Origin of the sequence: Microbacterium sp. BK668, from assembly GCF_004362195.1 — a bacterium.
Taxonomy (GTDB): Bacteria; Actinomycetota; Actinomycetes; order Actinomycetales; family Microbacteriaceae; genus Microbacterium.
Genome location: NZ_SNWG01000001.1, coordinates 227,470 through 243,083, shown reverse-complemented (window position 1 = coordinate 243,083; position 15,614 = coordinate 227,470). Strand labels below are relative to the sequence as shown.

The following is a 15,614-nucleotide window of genomic DNA, read 5'->3' as shown; positions in this document are numbered from 1 at the left end:
GCCGCTGTGCACCTCCGGGTTCACCTCTCGCGCCAGCGGGTGAGGAACTCCTCCACCGTCGACGAGGCGAGCTCCTCCCGGGCGCGGGTGAGGAGCTCGCCGGCCTCACGGAGCGTGCCCGCCGACCGGCGGATCACCGGTCGCCCGGTATCGCGCCGGATGACGACGAGGTCCGTCGCCGAGGGTCCGGCCTCCAGGTCGAAGGTCAGAAGGCCGACGGCGATCGTGGCGACGGAGCGGAGCGCCCTGGCCCACCACCGTCCCTGGCGCGGGGCGAGGAAGGCGGACAGGTGGTCCGCCGCGACATCCCTCGCTGCGCCCGAGCCTTCCGAGTCCGCGGGAGCGTCCGACATGCCGCAAGTCTGGCGGGGGTCCATGGCGGACGGAAGGGCATCGGACCGGTGTCCTCACCCGACCGGGGCCGGGCCCGCCGGGTTGCGGTGCGCCTCGCGCCAGCGCAGCGGAGAGGTGCCGCATTCGCCGAGGAACGTCTCGTGGAACGAGCTCGCCGAGCCGAAGCCGGCCCGCGCGCCGACCGCTTCCGACGTGAGGTCGGAGGTGAGCAGCAGGCGCTGCGCCTCGGAGACGCGCAGCTGTGCGAGATAGCGGAGGATGCCGATGCCGAAGATCCGCCGGAAGATCGCCGCAGCGCGGTTGGGGCTCAGATGCACGGCGGTCGCGACATCCTTCACGCGCACATCCGTGGTGAGGTTCTCGGCGAGGTAGGTCGCCATCGCAGCGGCGCGCTGCAGGTCGAGCGTGGATCGCGCGCGGTCGGTCGTCGTTGCGGCCCATTCTCCGAGGATCATCCGCAGCAGCAGCGCCTCGACCTCGAGCGCCGTCGCCCGCATCGGGACCTCCCTCCGCTCGAAGAGGTCGCGCGCCCACCGATCGAACGCGGAGGGGAGTCCCTCCCACGGCTCGTCGTCGGGCCCGACCAGGATGAAGCCCTGGAGGAGCCGTCTCGTGGCGGGGGCCGGAACGGCCCACGACATGAATCGCGCCAGCGGGATCGTGACGAAGGCGTGCGGCTCGCTCTCGGAGATGTCGACGAGCTGATGAGGTCGCGAGCCCCAGAAGGCGGCGGGGACGCCACCCGGCACGGTGTATGAGCCTCCTGCCGATTCGTACGTGACCGGCGCCGCGCAGAAGTTGACCTCGATGTCGTTGTGGGCGTGAGGGGCCGTCATGGCGGAGGTCTGGCCGCGCCATGCGGTGAAGCCGAACGAGGTCCCGCGCTGCTGCGGCTCCGGCGGCACGGGAAGCGTGGTGGAAATGCGGAATCTCTCGATCTCTTCGCGGAACGATGCCGAGAACTCTATCCCTAGCGTGGCTGGAGGAAAGGACGACCGATGACCCTCCCCACTTCCTCCCTCGCCTCCGCCGGCCTGCCGGACGCCGCTGCGATCCCCTCGCGTGACCACCGTCTGACCCCGGACGAGGTCGCCCACTTCGACGAGCACGGCTACGTCATCCTGCGCGACCGCATCCGGCCCGCGCTTCTCGAACGCCTGCAGAGAGCATCCGAGCGCTGGATCGCCGACGGCCAGGCCCGCGGCGAAGGAGGCGCCGACGACGGCGACTACAACTGGGCGAGCCGCCCGTCGGGGCGTGTGCTGTACCGCGTGAACTACCTGCACAACAAGGGCGAGTCGGCCTCGCTCGAACTGCTCGGAAGCCCCGAGATGCTCGGCATCGCCGAGAGCCTCGCCGGAGCCGACTTCGTGCCGACGTACGAGTCCCTCGTGTTCAAGAACACCGGCGACGGCGCGCCGATCGACTGGCATCAGGATGCCGTGCACCCGCGCAATCACCGGATCTTCAACGTCGACGTGTATCTCGACGAGAGCCGGAAGGGGGCGGGTTCGCTGCGGGTCGCCCCGGGCTCACAGAAGCACATCGTCGATGTGTGCGACCTCCAGGAGAGGTACGGGTGGGACGCGCCCGGCGTCGTCCAGACCGAGCTGAATCCCGGCGACGTGCTCGTGCACGACGTGATGCTCGTGCACGGCTCGGAGGCGACGATTGCGAACAAGCTGCGCCGCACGATCTACTACGAGTTCCGTCCCGCGCAGCAGATTCTCGAAGAAGGCCCCTGGGATGCGTCCTTCATCGAGCAGCGGCTGCGTCTGGTCTCACTGGGCATCGACGAGTGGCGCCGGCACCATCCCGGCGACGAGGGCTTCCGGTGGAACATCGCCCCCGCGCTGCGGCCGATCCTCAGTGACGACGTCGAGGCCGAGCTGAAAGTCGCCCACGGCGTGCACACGCCGGGCTCGTGGTGCAGCGCCGGCAGCGTCACCATGTGACGCGGGCCGCCGGCGGAGACGTCCGCCGACGGCCCGCGTCCTCGGGGTGATCTACTGCCAGTACCCGACGTTGAAGAGGATCTTCTTCGCCGTCTCCGTCAGCGGTGCCGCCTGCTCGGCGGTCAGCTTGCCGGCGGACTGGAACGCGCTCACCTGGGTGACGAAGCCGTTCATCACCTCGAGGGCACCCGCGCTGTCGTCCTTCGCGACGAGTTTGAGTGCCTGGTCGAGCTTGACCGTGAGGGCGTTGGTGTTGCCCGGGTTGAGCTTCGCCGCGGCCACGCCTGCCTTGAGCGTGTCGATCTCATCCTTCAGGAACGCCTCCGGCTGCCAGAGGTAGTCACGCGCGAAGACCGTGAACAGCTGGTTCCACGCATTGAAGTCGTGCGCACCGGCGACGACCGTGTTCTCGATGAACCCGACCTCGTCGAGAGCGGCGACCTGCGCCGGGTTCGGGAGGCCGAAGTCCCACGCGCCCCCGCCGAAGTGGATGTACGGGGCGGCGAGGTTGGGAGTCGTGGCACGGACGCTCACGCCACCGCTCCACGGGCCGTAGTACCCGAAGGCATCCGCGTCGAAGTTGATCAGATTCTGCGTCACGAACGAACCGGCCGACAGACCGGCGAACGCCCGGTCGATCGCGTCGGTCGAGACGTTGTAGTTCGTCTCGACGAATGGGATCACGACGTTGCGCAGGTTGGGGTAGCCCTGGCCTGCCGCACCGAGGGAGTTCGTGTTCGTCGTGATAACGACCGCGGGCTCGGTGGTGCCGTCCTGGATGAGGTTGTCCATGATGACCGGCACGTTGCCCATGTTCATCCAGTCGGACTGGTCCTGACCGCCACCGTGCTGCATGTAGATCGTCTTGTACGGCTCGGCACGGTCCGGGTCGTAGTCCGGCGGGAGGTAGACGCCGATGGTCCGCGGGATGGTGCCGCCGAGCGGGGGCAGACCCGGGACCTGGACGTACGTCCACTCGCCCTTGGCCGAGTCCTCGCGAGGAAGCTCGATCTGGCGCGCCGCGAGCGGTGCGAAGTTCTGCTTCGCCTCGTCGTAGGGCACGAACACCTTGTTGAAGGCGCGGCGGGCGTTGCCCGTGAGGCCGTCGGGAGCGTAGATCGGTGAGTTCGCAGGATCGGCGACCCAGAGGTTGGTGTTGTTGTTGACGTAGAACCAGTACTGGTTGGCTCCGGCGGCGAGAGGCACGTCGGTCACCCAGTAGCCGCCACCGGCGTTGGTCATCTGGACGTCGTACCCGCCACCTCCGCGCATCAGGCCCGGCTTGTACTCCTGCGGCTGGTAGACCTTCGTGTCGCTCGGGTCGGCCCAGTTGCGCAGGAGGATGTCGGCGACGAAGCGCACGCTCGTCGCGGTGGGGTTGTAGTACACGAAGTGGCCCGTGTACCCGGTCGGCGACGACGGATCGGCGATGACCGTCGGGCCCGGCGTCAGGCTCTCGTCCGCCTGTGCGGCCAGCGGAGCGGTCGTCAGGACGATCGCGGCAGCGAGCCCCAGCGCTGCCATGGCTTTCACGCGGCGCCGTCGCCCGCCGCCCTCCGTCGCGTCGTGCGTCGTCCGCGAGTGCAGAGCTCTCATCACTGTTCCTCCTTGAATAGCCGCCGAGCGCCCCAACGCCGCTCGACGTCGCCAGGCTAGTGACGGTTTACGACGTTGTAAAGGAGAAATTTACGACGTTGTAATTCGCTGCGCGCACGGCTGACCGCCGCCCGCGATCGACGCGCGAGCGGTTCATGCCGCCTTCCCGAGATGAGGCTAGTCATGCGATTACTACGTTGTAAAGTAGCATCGCTTCCGCGATCCCGACGCGCGCAGTCGCCGTGGTCCCCGACCGATAGGAATGCCCATGGCCCGTGATGCCACCTCGTCCCGCGGCAGGCCGAGCATCTACGACGTCGCCCACCGCGCGGGCGTGTCGCATATGACGGTCTCGAGGGTGATCAACGACCACCCCAACATCAGGGAGTCGACTCGCCGGCACGTGCGGGAGGTCATCGCGGAGCTCGGGTATCAGCCGAGCTCCGTGGCCCGGGCCCTGGCCAGCCGGCATTCCCGGAGCATCGGCGTCATGGTCGACGCCGCCGATCACTACGGGCCGAAGAACACGCTCCTCGCGATCGAGCGAGCCGCGAGATCTGCTGGATACACCGTCGCCACCTTCTCGCTGAGCGGGTGGGAGGAGGGAAGCGCCCGCGAGGGTCTGGCCGATCTCACCGGACACGGCGTGGATGCCGTGTGCCTGATCGCGCCGCGCATGTCGTCGCTGCTGGCGGTGACTGCTCCGCCGCTGGACGCTCCCACGATCGTGATCGGCGACGTCGAAGGCGATCCGTCGCTGACGACGGTCGCCGTCGACCAGGGCCATGGGGCCTCGCTCGTCGCGGAGCATCTCACCGCGCTCGGGCATCGCTCGCTGCTCCATCTCGCGGGTCCGCTCGACTGGATCGACGCGAGTGCGCGCGAGCGCGCGTGGCGCAGGGAGATGGATGCCCGCGGCCTTCCCCCGCACATGCTGATCGGGGACTGGACCTCGGATTCCGGGTTCGAGGTGGGGGCGAGGCATCCCATCATCGACGACGTCACGGCGATCTTCGCCTCCAACGACCAGATGGCGCTCGGACTCCTGCACGGCCTGACCACGCGGGGCCTCCGCGTGCCCGAGGACATCGCGATCGTCGGATACGACGACGCGCCGGAGTCGCGGCACCTCATCCCTCCGCTGACGACGGTGCGGCAGGACTTCGACGAGGTCGGCCGACTCGCGCTCGGCACCGTCTTCGACGTCTTGGCCGGCCGGACGGTGGAGTCCCGGCAGCGCGTTCTCCCCGAGCTGATCGTGCGCGCCTCGTCGATCCCGTTCGCGCTGCCCACGGGGTGAGGCGGCGGCCGCCTGCGGCCTACTCCGGGTCGGCGCTGGCGAACCCGGTCGACTCGCGCCGCACGATCCGGAAGTCCGGCTTGAAGGTCTCGGGCGGGCGGCGCTCGCCCTTCTCGTTGATCCGCTCGATCAGGCGGTCCACGGCGATCGCGGCGATCTCGTCGCGTCCTGTGTCGACCGTCGACATCGACGGCACCGAGTAGCTGCTCTCGTCGATGTTGTCGAACCCGATCACGGCGACGTCGTCGGGGACTCTGCGTCCTTCCTCGCCGAGGGCGCGGAGCACACCCAGGCCGAGGGTGTCGTTCAGCGCGAAGACGGCGTCGAAGTCGACGCCCTCCGCGATCATCCGATGGGTTGCGGCGGCACCGCCCGCGCGGTTCCACTGCGACATCGCCGTCGGCCGAACCAGCGTCGGATTGAGCTCGATGCCGGCGGCCTCGAGCGCTCGGAGGTACCCGCGCAGGCGGAGGTTCGCCGAGTTCGGCTCGTCGCCTCCCTGCAGATCGGCGCCGATCAGCGCGATGCGGCGACGGCCGATCTCGAGGAGATGCTCGACGGCGGCCTGCGCCGACGACATGTTGTGCATCGTGACGTGGTCGGTGGGCCCGTCGAAGATGCGCTCGCCGAGAAGAACGAGGGGTCCGTCGACGGTGAGGGCCTCGGCGTCGGCCTGTCCGAGGCTCACCGGGCTGAAGAGCAGCCCGTCGAGGAACCGCGGCCTGCTCGTCGACACCGCGCGCAGCTCGGCATCGCGCTGTCCGCTCGTCTGCTCGACCATCACGCCCAGGCCTCGCTTCTCGGCGGCGCGGATGACGGCGTCCGCGAGCTCGGCGAAGTAGTTCTCGCGCAGGGACGGCACCGCAAGGCCGATGACACCCGTACGACCGGATCGCAGACCGCGCGCGGACAGGTTCGGACGGTAGTCGAGCTGCACGATCGCCTCGTTGACCCGATCCCGTGTGCCGGGTCGCACGTGCGGGTAGTCGTTGATGACGTTCGACACCGTCTTGATCGACACGCCGGCGACCCGCGCGACGTCGTGCATCGTCGGTCCCATCGGTGCTCCCCTGCCCTCTGAACGTCTGTACTCTACTGCGTTCGCACCGTCGGGGCCGCTGCAGGCCGCGCCGCGGACAGCGCCTCTGCCACGTTGTATGCAACGTTGTAGATCAGTGTATCCTGCCGATGTGCGCGTCACTGACGACCCGAAGACGCTGACCGCGAGCGACTGGCCGATCGCGGCGGCGATGCTCCCGCTCGGCGACGCCCACCCGTCGGCTCCGGACTCATCGCCGACCGAGCGGTGGCTGAGCGATCTGCAGGAGGTGGAGGACGCCGGGTTCACCGAGGTCGACCTCACCGATTCGTGGGTGAGGTACGGCGACCTCGCTCCCGGCGACGCCTCCGATCTCGGCGAGGCGCTCGCCTCGACCGGGCTGACCCCCGTCTCGCTGTCGGCCATCCGCAGGAGCGTGATCGACGAGCGCCGCGGCGACGAGCACCTCGCCTATGCGCACCGCACGATCGACTTCGCGGCATCGCTCGGCATCCCGGTCGTCTCAGTCGGCCTGCACCGCGAGCTCACCGCCGACCAGCGCGCGCAGCTGTGGTTCTGGACCGTCGAAGGTCATCGCGATCCGCTCGGCGACGGCGAGGCCTGGTCGCTCGCCGTCACGCGGCTGCGCGAGCTCGGCCGCCACGCGCAGGATGTCGGGCTCCTGCTGTCCCTCGAGCTGTACGAGCACACCCTCCTCGGCTCCTCCGACTCCGCTGTGCGGCTGGTCCAGGACATCGGGCTGGATGCGGTGGGCCTGAATCCCGACATCGGCAACCTCATCCGCCTGCATGAGCCGGTGGAGCATTGGCGCGATATCGCCGAATCGACGATGCCCTATGCGAACTTCTGGCACGTCAAGAACTACACGCGGGACGAGGATGCCGCGGCCGGCTTCGTCTCGACGATGCCGACGTCGCTCGAGCTCGGCGTGATCGACTATCGCGAGACGGTCAAGATCGCACTGCGCGCCGGATTCCAGGGCGTGATCTGCGTGGAGCACTACGGGGGCGACGGGCTGAGCGTCAGCGCGACGAACCGCGACTACCTGCGCAGCCGCGTGCTTCCGCGCCGGGGGTACACGCGCGGCAGAAGCCTCGTGCGGCAGTCGCACGCGGTCGAGGGCCGATCGTGACCCGCATCCTGGGCGACCCCGACGCATTCGTGGCCGATGCCCTGCGGGGCTTCGCGAGAGCGCATCGCGACCAGGTGTCGCTCATCGACGGCGGCGTGGTGCGCGCGCAGCCGCTCGCACGGGGCAAGGTCGCCGTGCTCATCGGCGGCGGATCGGGCCACTACCCGGCGTTCGCCGGCTTCGTCGGCCCGGGACTCGCCGCGGGGGCGGTGTGCGGCAACATCTTCACGTCTCCCTCCACCGCGCAGGCGCTGCGCGTCGCACACGCCGCCGACGCCGGCGGGGGAATCCTCTTCACCTTCGGCCGGTACGCCGGCGATGTCATCCACTTCGGCGAGGCGCAGCGACGCCTGCGCGCCGACGGGATCGATGCGCGCACGGTGCTCATCACCGATGACGTCGCCAGTGCGCCGCCAGAGCTGCTCGACGAGCGCCGCGGCATCGCGGGCATCCTGTGCGTCTTCCACATCGCCGGCGCGGCCGCGGAGCGCGGCGACTCGATCGACGAGGTCGAGCGCCTCGCCGCCCTGGCCAACAGCCGCACCCGCAGTCACGGCGTCGCCTTCGCCGGCTGCACGCTCCCCGGCGCGGACGAAGCCCTGTTCGCGGTGCCCGAGGGGCAGATGTCGATCGGGCTCGGCATCCACGGCGAGCCCGGCGTGCGAGATGTGCCCCTGCAGGCGGCGCCCGACCTCGCCGCCACGCTCCTCGCCCCGCTGCTCGCGGAGCGGCCCGAGGGCGCGGAACGGGCGGCCGTGATCGTCAACGGCCTGGGCTCGGTGAAGTACGAGGAGCTCTACGTGCTGTTCGGCTTCGTCGTCGATCAGCTCGAGCGGGAGGGCATCGAGGTCGTCGAGCCGGAGTGCGGCGAGTTCGTCACCAGCCTCGACATGGCCGGCGCCTCGCTGACGCTCCTCTGGCTCGATGACGAGCTCGAGGAGCTGTGGACCGCCCCTGCGTCGTCGCCGGCCTTCCGTAAGGGCGCGTTCGCTGGCCCGGCAGCCGCTGCGACCACCGCGAGGACGCACGTCGAGCCCGACGTCCGGTCGGCACCCGTGCCGCCGGCGACAGCCGCCTCCCGTTCAGCGGCCGGAACCGCCCGACGACTGCTCACCCGGGCGCGCGAGGCGATCGCCGCGCAGGCGGACCACCTGGGGAGGCTGGACGCCGTCGCGGGCGACGGAGATCACGGCATCGGGATGCTGCGCGGACTGAGCGCGGCGGTGGATGCCGCCGACGCCGCCGACGAGGGGACCGGCGTCAGAGAGCTCCTGCAGATCGCGGGCGACGCGTGGTCGGAGACGGCCGGCGGGACCTCCGGCGCGCTGTGGGGTGCCGCGCTCGCGCGGATGGGCGAGTCGCTCGGCTCGCCGGAGGCGTTCAGCTCCGCCGATGTCGCGCGTGCCGTCGCGGACGCGCGCAGCCGAATCGCCGAGCTCGGCGGCGCGGATCTCGGCGACAAGACGATGCTCGACGCGATCGGTCCGTTCGACGAGCGCCTCGCCGCCGGCGTGCGAGCGGGAGCGGGGCTGTCGGAGGCTCTCTCCGACGCGGCCGCCGCCGCGCGGACCGGTGCCGACGCGACGGCCGCGATGACGCCGCGCCGCGGACGTGCCCGCCCGCTGGCCGAGCGCAGTCTCGGCCACCCCGACCCCGGCGCGACCTCGTTCTGGATCATCGTCGACGCGGTCGCCCGTGGCGGCGACACCTTCGAGGAAGGGGAGTGACCGATGGGCTGGACGATCGTCGTCGGAGCGGATGACGCGGGCTACACGTACAAGGAGGCGCTGCGCGAGCTGCTCTCCACCGACCCGCGGGTGACTGCCGTCGTCGATGTCGGGGTCGACTCCGCAGACGCGACGCCCTACCCCAGCATCGCCGTGCGCGCCGCCGCCATCGTGGCCCGCGGCGACGCCGACCGCGCTCTGCTCATCTGCGGAACCGGGCTCGGCGTCGCGATCGCAGCCAACAAGGTGCGCGGCATCCGGGCGGTCACCGCTCACGACAGCTACTCCGTCGAGCGGTCGGTCAAGAGCAACAACGCGCAGGTGCTGACGCTCGGCGCTCGCGTCATCGGCCTCGAGCTCGCGAAGAAGCTCGTCGACGAGTGGCTGGACCACCGCTTCGATCCCGGATCGGCCTCTGCGGCGAAGGTCCGGCTGATCGACGACTACGAGGGGAGCCACCGATGATCTCGACGACAGCCGTGGTGGGATCGGGCTACATGGGCGGCGGCATCGCACAGGTGCTCGCCCTGGCGGGCAGGGATGTCATGCTCGCCGACGTCCGCGCCGAGATCGCGGCGACCAATCGCGAGCGCCTCATCGAGCAGGCCGCCTCCTACGCCGAGCGCGGGATCTTCCCTCCGGACGCACGGGATCGTGTGGCCGACCGCCTCATCGCCGCACCGTCGATCGAAGACGCGGTGACCGACGCCGACTTCGTGGAGGAGGCCGTGCCGGAGGTGCTCGAGGTCAAGCACGAGACGCTCCGGCGGATCAGCGCCGCCAGCAGACCCGACACCCTGATCGGCAGCAACACCTCGACGATCTCGATCGGGACGCTGGCGGAGGCCGTGTCGGGTCAGGAGCGCTTCCTCGGCGTCCACTTCAGCAATCCGGCCCCCTTCATCCCCGGGGTCGAGGTCATTGCGCACGCGGGCACCGGATCGGATGCCGTGACCCGCGTGGTCGAGCTGCTGGACGACTGCGGCAAGGTGGGCGTCCCGATCGCCGATGTCACCGGTTTCGTGCTGAACCGCCTGCAGTACGCGCTCTTCTCCGAAGCGGCGCGGCTCGTGGAGGAGGGGGTCGCATCCCCGGAGGCCATCGATCTCATCGCGCGCACGACATTCGGCTTCCGGCTGCCCTTCTTCGGTCCCTTCGCGATCGCGGACATCGCCGGCCTCGACGTCTACCGGTTCTGCTACACGTCTCTGCACAGCGCGTACCCCGAGCGCTTCAGCGCGCCCCAGGCCCTTCTCGAGCACGTCGAGCGAGGCGAGAACGGACTCAAGACCGGTCGCGGCTTCCTCGCCACCCCGCCTGAGCGTGCGTCGGAGCTCACGGCGTACCGGGACGACGCCTACGCGGCGCTCTCGCGGCTGCTCACGCGCCTGGGGGACGCGCCCGTCGATTACTGACGGATCACAACTTTCGGCATCCGGCCGGAAATTCCCGTCGATTCCTTGACACCGGGGCCGGTGAGTGCCACAGTTTCTACAACGTTGCTCTACAACGTTGTAGACCACTTCCCGCCCGGAGCCGCTCACCCCGAGAGCCCCGCCGGGAACCGGTCGCGCACCGACGAAGAAGTCCCGCAGAACCGAAAGGAATACCCAGTGAAGACGAAGCCTGTTTTTGCTGCGATGGCCGCGTTCGCGCTGGTCGGCGGCCTCGCCGCCTGCTCCGCCGGCGGCGACGGCGGCAGCACCGGCGGCGGCGGCGGAAACGCCGACGCGAACTGCACCAACGAGATCAAGAACCCCGACGCCCCTCTCGTCACCCTGTGGGCCTGGTACCCCAACTCGGAGGATGTCGTCGACAACTTCAACGAGGAGAACGACGACGTCCAGGTCTGCTGGACCAACGCAGGAGCCGGCGGCGACGCGTACGACAAGTTCCAGACGGCCATCTCGGCGGGCAGCGGCGCTCCCGACGTGATGATGGTCGAGGCCGACCGCATCGCCTCGTTCCAGGCTCAGGACGCGCTCGTCGACCTCACCGACCTGGGCTACGAGGACGTGAAGGACAACTTCAGCGAGGGCGCATGGAAGGACGTCTCGGTCGGCGACGGCATCTACGGAGCACCGATCGACGGCGGTCCGATGGGCATGATCTATCGCACCGACATCTTCAGCCAGTACGGCCTCACCCCGCCGACCACCTGGGAGGAGCTCGAGGCGACGGCCCAGAAGCTGAAGGACGCCGGCGGACCGGTGTTCGCGAGCTTCGCAGCCAACCAGCCGGCGACGGCCACCGCGTACTTCTACGGCAACGGCGCCGAGCCGTTCACGTACGACCCGGCGGACGAGGGGCAGATCGGCATCACGCTCAACAGCCCCGAGATCAAGGAGGTGCTGGACTACTGGGACGGCCTGGTCGACAAGGGCCTCGTCGGCACAGAGGACCAGTTCACCCCCGAGTACATCGCCGGCGTGATCAACGGCAACTACGCCACCTACCTCTCGGCGGCGTGGGCTCCCGGCTACCTGCAGGGCGCGGGCGTCGGTGAGGGCGCGGATGCCGGTGTGTGGGCTGCGGCCCCCATGCCGCAGTGGGATCCCAGCAACCCGATCGCCATCAACTGGGGCGGTTCGGCCTTCTCGGTGAGCAGCCAGGCGCAGAACAAGGAGCTCGCCGCGAAGGTGGCCTTCGGGGTCTACGCCGACCAGGCTTCGCTCGACCAGGGCTGGCAGGAGCAGATCATCTTCCCGCTCAACGTCGACGTGCTGGAGGCACCGGAGTTCCAGGACTACGAGGTGCCGTTCTTCAACGGACAGCAGGCCAACAAGGAGGTGTACGTGCCCGCGGCCAACGCCTACGAGGGCATGACCTACACCCCGCTCGGTCAGTACTACTACTCCGCGCTGACCAAGCAGCTGGCCGCCATCATCGAGGGCTCGGCCACGGGCTCCGAGGCCGCCGACGCCCTCCAGAAGGACGTCGTGGCGTACGCCGAGGAGCAGGGCTTCACCGTCACCGAGTGATCAGAGCTCGGGGGCCGGTCCGTGCTCGCGCGGACCGGCCCTCGGGCATCCCTCACAGACCCGGAGAAATCATGACCGCCACACTCGACAGTCCAGCTGTCTCGACGAAGCATCGCAGGTCCACGGTCGTTCGTCAGAATCTGACCGGCTGGGCGTTCGTCGCTCCGTTCGGGATCATCTTCCTCGCGCTGCTGGTGCTTCCCATCGGCTATGCGCTCTACCTCAGCCTCTTCCAGAAGTCGCTCATCGGCGGCACGCGATTCGTGCTCTTCGGCAACTACGTCAAGGCCTTCAGCGACCCCTCGTTCCTCGACGGCGTGTGGTTCGTGGTGCGCTTCTCGATCGTGCTGATCCCCCTGCAGATGGCGGTCTCGCTCGCCATCGCGCTGATCCTCGACATCGTCGTCACGCGCTTCGCACGATTCAGCCGCCTCATGATCTTCATGCCGTACGCGATCCCGACCGTCATCGGCGCGCTCATGTGGGGGTTCCTTTACAGCGACAACTTCGGTCCGCTCGCGGAGATCTTCGAAAGTTTCGGTCGCCAGGCGCCTGATTTCCTGAGCAGCAGCCTCATCTTCTACGGGCTGCTCAACATCGTCACCTGGCAGTGGGCCGGGTACTACATGATCATCCTCTACGCCGCGCTCCAGGGGATCGACCCGACGCTGTACGAGGCCGCGCGCATCGACGGGGCCTCCCAGTGGCAGATCATCCTGCGCATCAAGATCCCGCTGGTCACCCCGGCGCTCGTCCTGATCCTCGTCTTCGCCCTCATCGGCACGCTCCAGTTCTTCAATGAGCCCAAGATCCTTCAGGACCTCGCGGCGGGAGCCATCCCGAACGACTTCACGCCGAACATGTACGCGTACCAGCAGGCGTTCTCGCTCGCGAACTACAACTACGGAGCGACGATCTCGTTCGCGCTGGGCGCCGTCGTGTTCGTGTGCGTCTACATCTTCCTGTTCGCGACCCGCAAGCGAGGGGGCTTCTTCTCATGAGCGTGACACCCGTCGAGGTGACCGGCACCCGGACGCCTCCGCGCCGGGTCATCGAGCGCCGTCGCACCCCCCGCGAGCGCGGCCGCATTCCGCTGAGCATCGTCCTCGCCCTGCTGATGATCTACTTCCTGGTGCCGTTCTGGTGGCTCATCGTCAACAGCTCGAAGACGGCGGCGGGTCTGTTCGGCGGTGGCAGCTCGCTGTGGTTCGCCGACGACATCAACTACCTGGGCAACCTCGTCGACCTCTTCACGTACGGCGGGGGGATCTACGGGCGCTGGCTCGCCAACTCCGCCCTCTACGCGATCGTCGGCGGAGTGGGCGCGACCGTGCTCGCGGTGCTCGCGGGGTACGGGTTCGCGAAGTACCGCTTCGCGGGGCGCAACCTCTCGTTCGCGATCCTCCTCGGCTCGGTGATGGTGCCGACGACCGCTCTGGCCATCCCGACCTTCGTGCTGTTCGCCCAGCTGGGGCTGACGAACACGATCTGGGCGGTCATCTTCCCGAGCCTGCTGAACCCGTTCGGGGTCTACCTCATGAACGTGTACGCGAGGGATGCCGTGCCCGACGAGCTGCTCGACGCCGCCCGCGTCGACGGCGCCGGCGAGTTCCGGTCGTTCTTCGTCGTGGCGCTTCCGCTCCTGCGGCCGGCGATCGTGACGGTGCTGCTCCTGTCGGTCGTGGCGTCGTGGAACAACTACTTCCTGCCCCTCGTCATGCTCTCCGACAACCGCCTGTTCCCCGTCACCGTCGGCATCGGCCTGTGGCAGTCCACGGCGTCCACCTATGGCGCCGCGGGCGGACAGAGCCTGTGGAGCATCATCGTGCTCGGGTCGCTCGTGTCGGTGATCCCGCTGATCATCGCGTTCCTGACGCTTCAGAAGTACTGGCGCGGGGGCCTCGCCATCGGAAGCCTCAAGTGACCCGGGCCCCTCTCCGGCACCCTCAGAACACCCCACCATCCTCTGGAAGATCAGCATGATCCGAGCGCACCTGACCATCGACCCGCACTTCACCGTGGGTCCCATCAACCGCCGGCTCTTCGGGTCGTTCGTCGAGCACCTCGGCCGGTGCGTCTACGACGGCATCTACGAGCCCGGCCACGAGTGCGCCGACGAGAACGGCTTCCGCACGGACGTCATCGAGCTGGTGCGAGAGCTGGGCGTCTCGACGATCCGCTACCCCGGCGGCAACTTCGTCTCGGGGTACCGCTGGGAGGACGGCGTCGGCCCTCGCGAGAAGCGCCCGCGGCGGCTCGACCTCGCCTGGCACTCGACGGAGACCAACGAGATCGGCCTGGACGAGTTCGCGACGTGGCTCGAGAAGGTGGGCAGCGAGCTGATGTACGCCGTGAACCTCGGCACTCGCGGCGTGCTCGAGGCGCTGGACGTCCTCGAATACGCCAACCTGCGCTCGGGGACGGAGCTGTCGGATCGCCGCGTCGCGAACGGGCACCCCGAACCGCACGGGATCCGGATGTGGTGCCTCGGCAACGAGATGGACGGGCCCTGGCAGCTCGGCCACAGCACCGCCCAGGAGTACGCCCAGCTCGCCTCCAAGACGGCGCGGGCGATGCGGCAGGTGGATCCCGATCTCGAGCTCGTCGTGTGCGGCAGCTCCGGCGCGCAGATGCCGACCTTCGGCGAGTGGGAGCGCGTCGTGCTCGAGGAGACGTACGACAGCGTCGACTACATCTCGTGCCACGCGTACTACGAGCCGGTGGGCGAGGACTACGGCAGCTTCCTGGCATCCGCGGTCGACATGGACCGCTTCATCGAAGCCGTCGTGGCCACCGCCGATCATGTGAAGGCGGTGCGCGACAGCGAGAAGACGATCAACATCTCCTTCGACGAGTGGAACGTCTGGTATCAGGTCCGCTACAACGAGGTCGACAAGATCACCGACGTGACCGAGTGGCCGGTCGCGCCCCGGCTGCTCGAGGACTCGTACTCGGTGCTCGACGCCGTCGTCTTCGGCAGCCTGCTGATCTCGCTCATCCGGCACGCCGACCGGGTCACCTCGGCGAGCCTGGCGCAGCTGGTCAACGTCATCGCTCCGATCATGACCGAGCCGGGAGGGCCTGCGTGGCGGCAGACGACGTTCTACCCCTTCTCGCTCACCTCGCAGCTGGCCCGCGGAGTGGCACTGGAGCTCAAACTCGAGAGCCCGCACTACGACACCGACCGCTACGGCGAGGTGCCGGTCGTCGACGCCGTGGCGACTCACGACCCCGAGCGGGGCGGCACGACGGTCTTCGCGGTCAATCGCAGCCTCTCCGAGAGCGTGACGCTCGAGATCGACTCGCGCGCCCTGGGTGCCGTGACGACGGCGCGAGCGTCATCGCTTCACGACGACGACATCTTCGCCGCGAACACCCTCGCCGAGCCGAACCGCGTGAGCCCGACGGGCAACGACACGGTCGAGGTCTCCGAGGGGACGGTGTCCGTGACGCTCCCGCCCTGCTCGTGGACGGTCCTCACCCTCGACTGAACGACGTCCGCGCGCCGC

Annotated in this window: 14 protein-coding genes; 10 read left to right on the top strand and 4 right to left on the bottom strand. The window is 69.0% G+C overall.

The window, feature by feature from the left end; translation table 11 throughout:
* Positions 1 to 20: 20 nt before the first annotated feature.
* Positions 21 to 353 (bottom strand): hypothetical protein, encoded by a 333-nt coding sequence (locus EV279_RS01095; protein ID WP_133541104.1) that lies wholly within the window; start codon positions 351 to 353, stop codon positions 21 to 23.
* Positions 354 to 407: 54 nt separating this feature from the next.
* Positions 408 to 1,190 (bottom strand): helix-turn-helix domain-containing protein, encoded by a 783-nt coding sequence (locus EV279_RS01090; RefSeq protein WP_133541103.1) that lies wholly within the window; start codon positions 1,188 to 1,190, stop codon positions 408 to 410.
* A 162-nt stretch (positions 1,191 to 1,352) separates the two neighbouring features.
* Here EV279_RS01090 and EV279_RS01085 point away from each other — a divergent pair, with 162 nt between their 5' ends.
* A complete protein-coding gene (locus EV279_RS01085) occupies positions 1,353 to 2,309 on the top strand; it encodes a phytanoyl-CoA dioxygenase family protein (RefSeq protein WP_133541102.1) in 957 nt (318 codons plus the stop codon).
* Between the two features lie 51 nt (positions 2,310 to 2,360).
* Here the strand turns inward: EV279_RS01085 and EV279_RS01080 are convergent, their stop codons facing one another.
* Positions 2,361 to 3,905 carry an alpha/beta hydrolase-fold protein gene (locus EV279_RS01080; protein ID WP_208109443.1) on the bottom strand — a complete coding sequence of 515 codons (1,545 nt, stop codon included), beginning with the start codon at positions 3,903 to 3,905 and terminating at the stop codon, positions 2,361 to 2,363.
* A 268-nt stretch (positions 3,906 to 4,173) separates the two neighbouring features.
* Between EV279_RS01080 and EV279_RS01075 the strand changes: the two genes are divergently transcribed.
* A complete protein-coding gene (locus EV279_RS01075; RefSeq protein WP_133541101.1) occupies positions 4,174 to 5,205 on the top strand; it encodes a LacI family DNA-binding transcriptional regulator in 1,032 nt (343 codons plus the stop codon).
* Between the two features lie 19 nt (positions 5,206 to 5,224).
* Here EV279_RS01075 and EV279_RS01070 read toward each other — a convergent pair whose 3' ends face one another.
* The gene (locus EV279_RS01070) at positions 5,225 to 6,265 is read right to left on the bottom strand and encodes a LacI family DNA-binding transcriptional regulator (RefSeq protein WP_133541100.1); all 1,041 of its coding nucleotides are present in this window, start codon (positions 6,263 to 6,265) and stop codon (positions 5,225 to 5,227) included.
* A 130-nt stretch (positions 6,266 to 6,395) separates the two neighbouring features.
* Between EV279_RS01070 and EV279_RS01065 the strand changes: the two genes are divergently transcribed.
* The 8 genes from EV279_RS01065 to EV279_RS01030 all read left to right on the top strand — a co-directional run bounded on the left by EV279_RS01065 (position 6,396) and on the right by EV279_RS01030 (position 15,596).
* The gene (locus EV279_RS01065; RefSeq protein WP_243728390.1) at positions 6,396 to 7,397 is read left to right on the top strand and encodes a sugar phosphate isomerase/epimerase family protein; all 1,002 of its coding nucleotides are present in this window, start codon (positions 6,396 to 6,398) and stop codon (positions 7,395 to 7,397) included.
* Positions 7,394 to 9,124 (top strand): dihydroxyacetone kinase family protein, encoded by a 1,731-nt coding sequence (locus tag EV279_RS01060; RefSeq protein ID WP_133541099.1) that lies wholly within the window; start codon positions 7,394 to 7,396, stop codon positions 9,122 to 9,124. Before EV279_RS01065 ends, EV279_RS01060 begins: the two co-directional genes overlap by 4 nt.
* Before the next feature lie 3 nt (positions 9,125 to 9,127).
* Positions 9,128 to 9,589 carry a ribose-5-phosphate isomerase gene (locus EV279_RS01055; protein ID WP_133541098.1) on the top strand — a complete coding sequence of 154 codons (462 nt, stop codon included), beginning with the start codon at positions 9,128 to 9,130 and terminating at the stop codon, positions 9,587 to 9,589.
* On the top strand, positions 9,586 to 10,539 hold the full coding sequence (locus tag EV279_RS01050; protein ID WP_133541097.1) for a 3-hydroxyacyl-CoA dehydrogenase family protein: 954 nt from the start codon (positions 9,586 to 9,588) through the stop codon (positions 10,537 to 10,539). The genes EV279_RS01055 and EV279_RS01050 overlap by 4 nt, the downstream gene beginning before the upstream one ends.
* A 198-nt stretch (positions 10,540 to 10,737) precedes the next feature.
* Entirely contained in the window at positions 10,738 to 12,105 is a 1,368-nt protein-coding gene (locus EV279_RS01045; protein ID WP_133541096.1) for an extracellular solute-binding protein, read from the top strand.
* A gap of 71 nt (positions 12,106 to 12,176) precedes the next feature.
* Positions 12,177 to 13,106 (top strand): sugar ABC transporter permease, encoded by a 930-nt coding sequence (locus EV279_RS01040; RefSeq protein ID WP_133541095.1) that lies wholly within the window; start codon positions 12,177 to 12,179, stop codon positions 13,104 to 13,106.
* Complete coding sequence (locus tag EV279_RS01035) at positions 13,103 to 14,029, top strand: carbohydrate ABC transporter permease (RefSeq protein WP_133541094.1); 927 nt, start codon at positions 13,103 to 13,105, stop codon at positions 14,027 to 14,029. Before EV279_RS01040 ends, EV279_RS01035 begins: the two co-directional genes overlap by 4 nt.
* 55 nt (positions 14,030 to 14,084) lie before the next feature.
* Positions 14,085 to 15,596: an alpha-N-arabinofuranosidase gene (locus tag EV279_RS01030; protein ID WP_133541093.1), complete on the top strand. Its 1,512-nt coding sequence runs from the start codon at positions 14,085 to 14,087 to the stop codon at positions 15,594 to 15,596.
* The last annotated feature ends 18 nt before the right edge of the window (positions 15,597 to 15,614 follow it).

Coding starts and splice junctions, on each gene's coding strand:
- EV279_RS01080 (WP_208109443.1), bottom strand. CDS start 3,905: ATGAGAGCTCTGCACTCGCGGACGACGCACGACGCGACGGAGGGCGGC.
- EV279_RS01070 (WP_133541100.1), bottom strand. CDS start 6,265: ATGGGACCGACGATGCACGACGTCGCGCGGGTCGCCGGCGTGTCGATC.
- EV279_RS01030 (WP_133541093.1), top strand. CDS start 14,085: ATGATCCGAGCGCACCTGACCATCGACCCGCACTTCACCGTGGGTCCC.
- EV279_RS01090 (WP_133541103.1), bottom strand. CDS start 1,190: ATGACGGCCCCTCACGCCCACAACGACATCGAGGTCAACTTCTGCGCG.
- EV279_RS01040 (WP_133541095.1), top strand. CDS start 12,177: ATGACCGCCACACTCGACAGTCCAGCTGTCTCGACGAAGCATCGCAGG.
- EV279_RS01095 (WP_133541104.1), bottom strand. CDS start 353: ATGTCGGACGCTCCCGCGGACTCGGAAGGCTCGGGCGCAGCGAGGGAT.
- EV279_RS01035 (WP_133541094.1), top strand. CDS start 13,103: ATGAGCGTGACACCCGTCGAGGTGACCGGCACCCGGACGCCTCCGCGC.
- EV279_RS01075 (WP_133541101.1), top strand. CDS start 4,174: ATGGCCCGTGATGCCACCTCGTCCCGCGGCAGGCCGAGCATCTACGAC.
- EV279_RS01085 (WP_133541102.1), top strand. CDS start 1,353: ATGACCCTCCCCACTTCCTCCCTCGCCTCCGCCGGCCTGCCGGACGCC.
- EV279_RS01050 (WP_133541097.1), top strand. CDS start 9,586: ATGATCTCGACGACAGCCGTGGTGGGATCGGGCTACATGGGCGGCGGC.
- EV279_RS01055 (WP_133541098.1), top strand. CDS start 9,128: ATGGGCTGGACGATCGTCGTCGGAGCGGATGACGCGGGCTACACGTAC.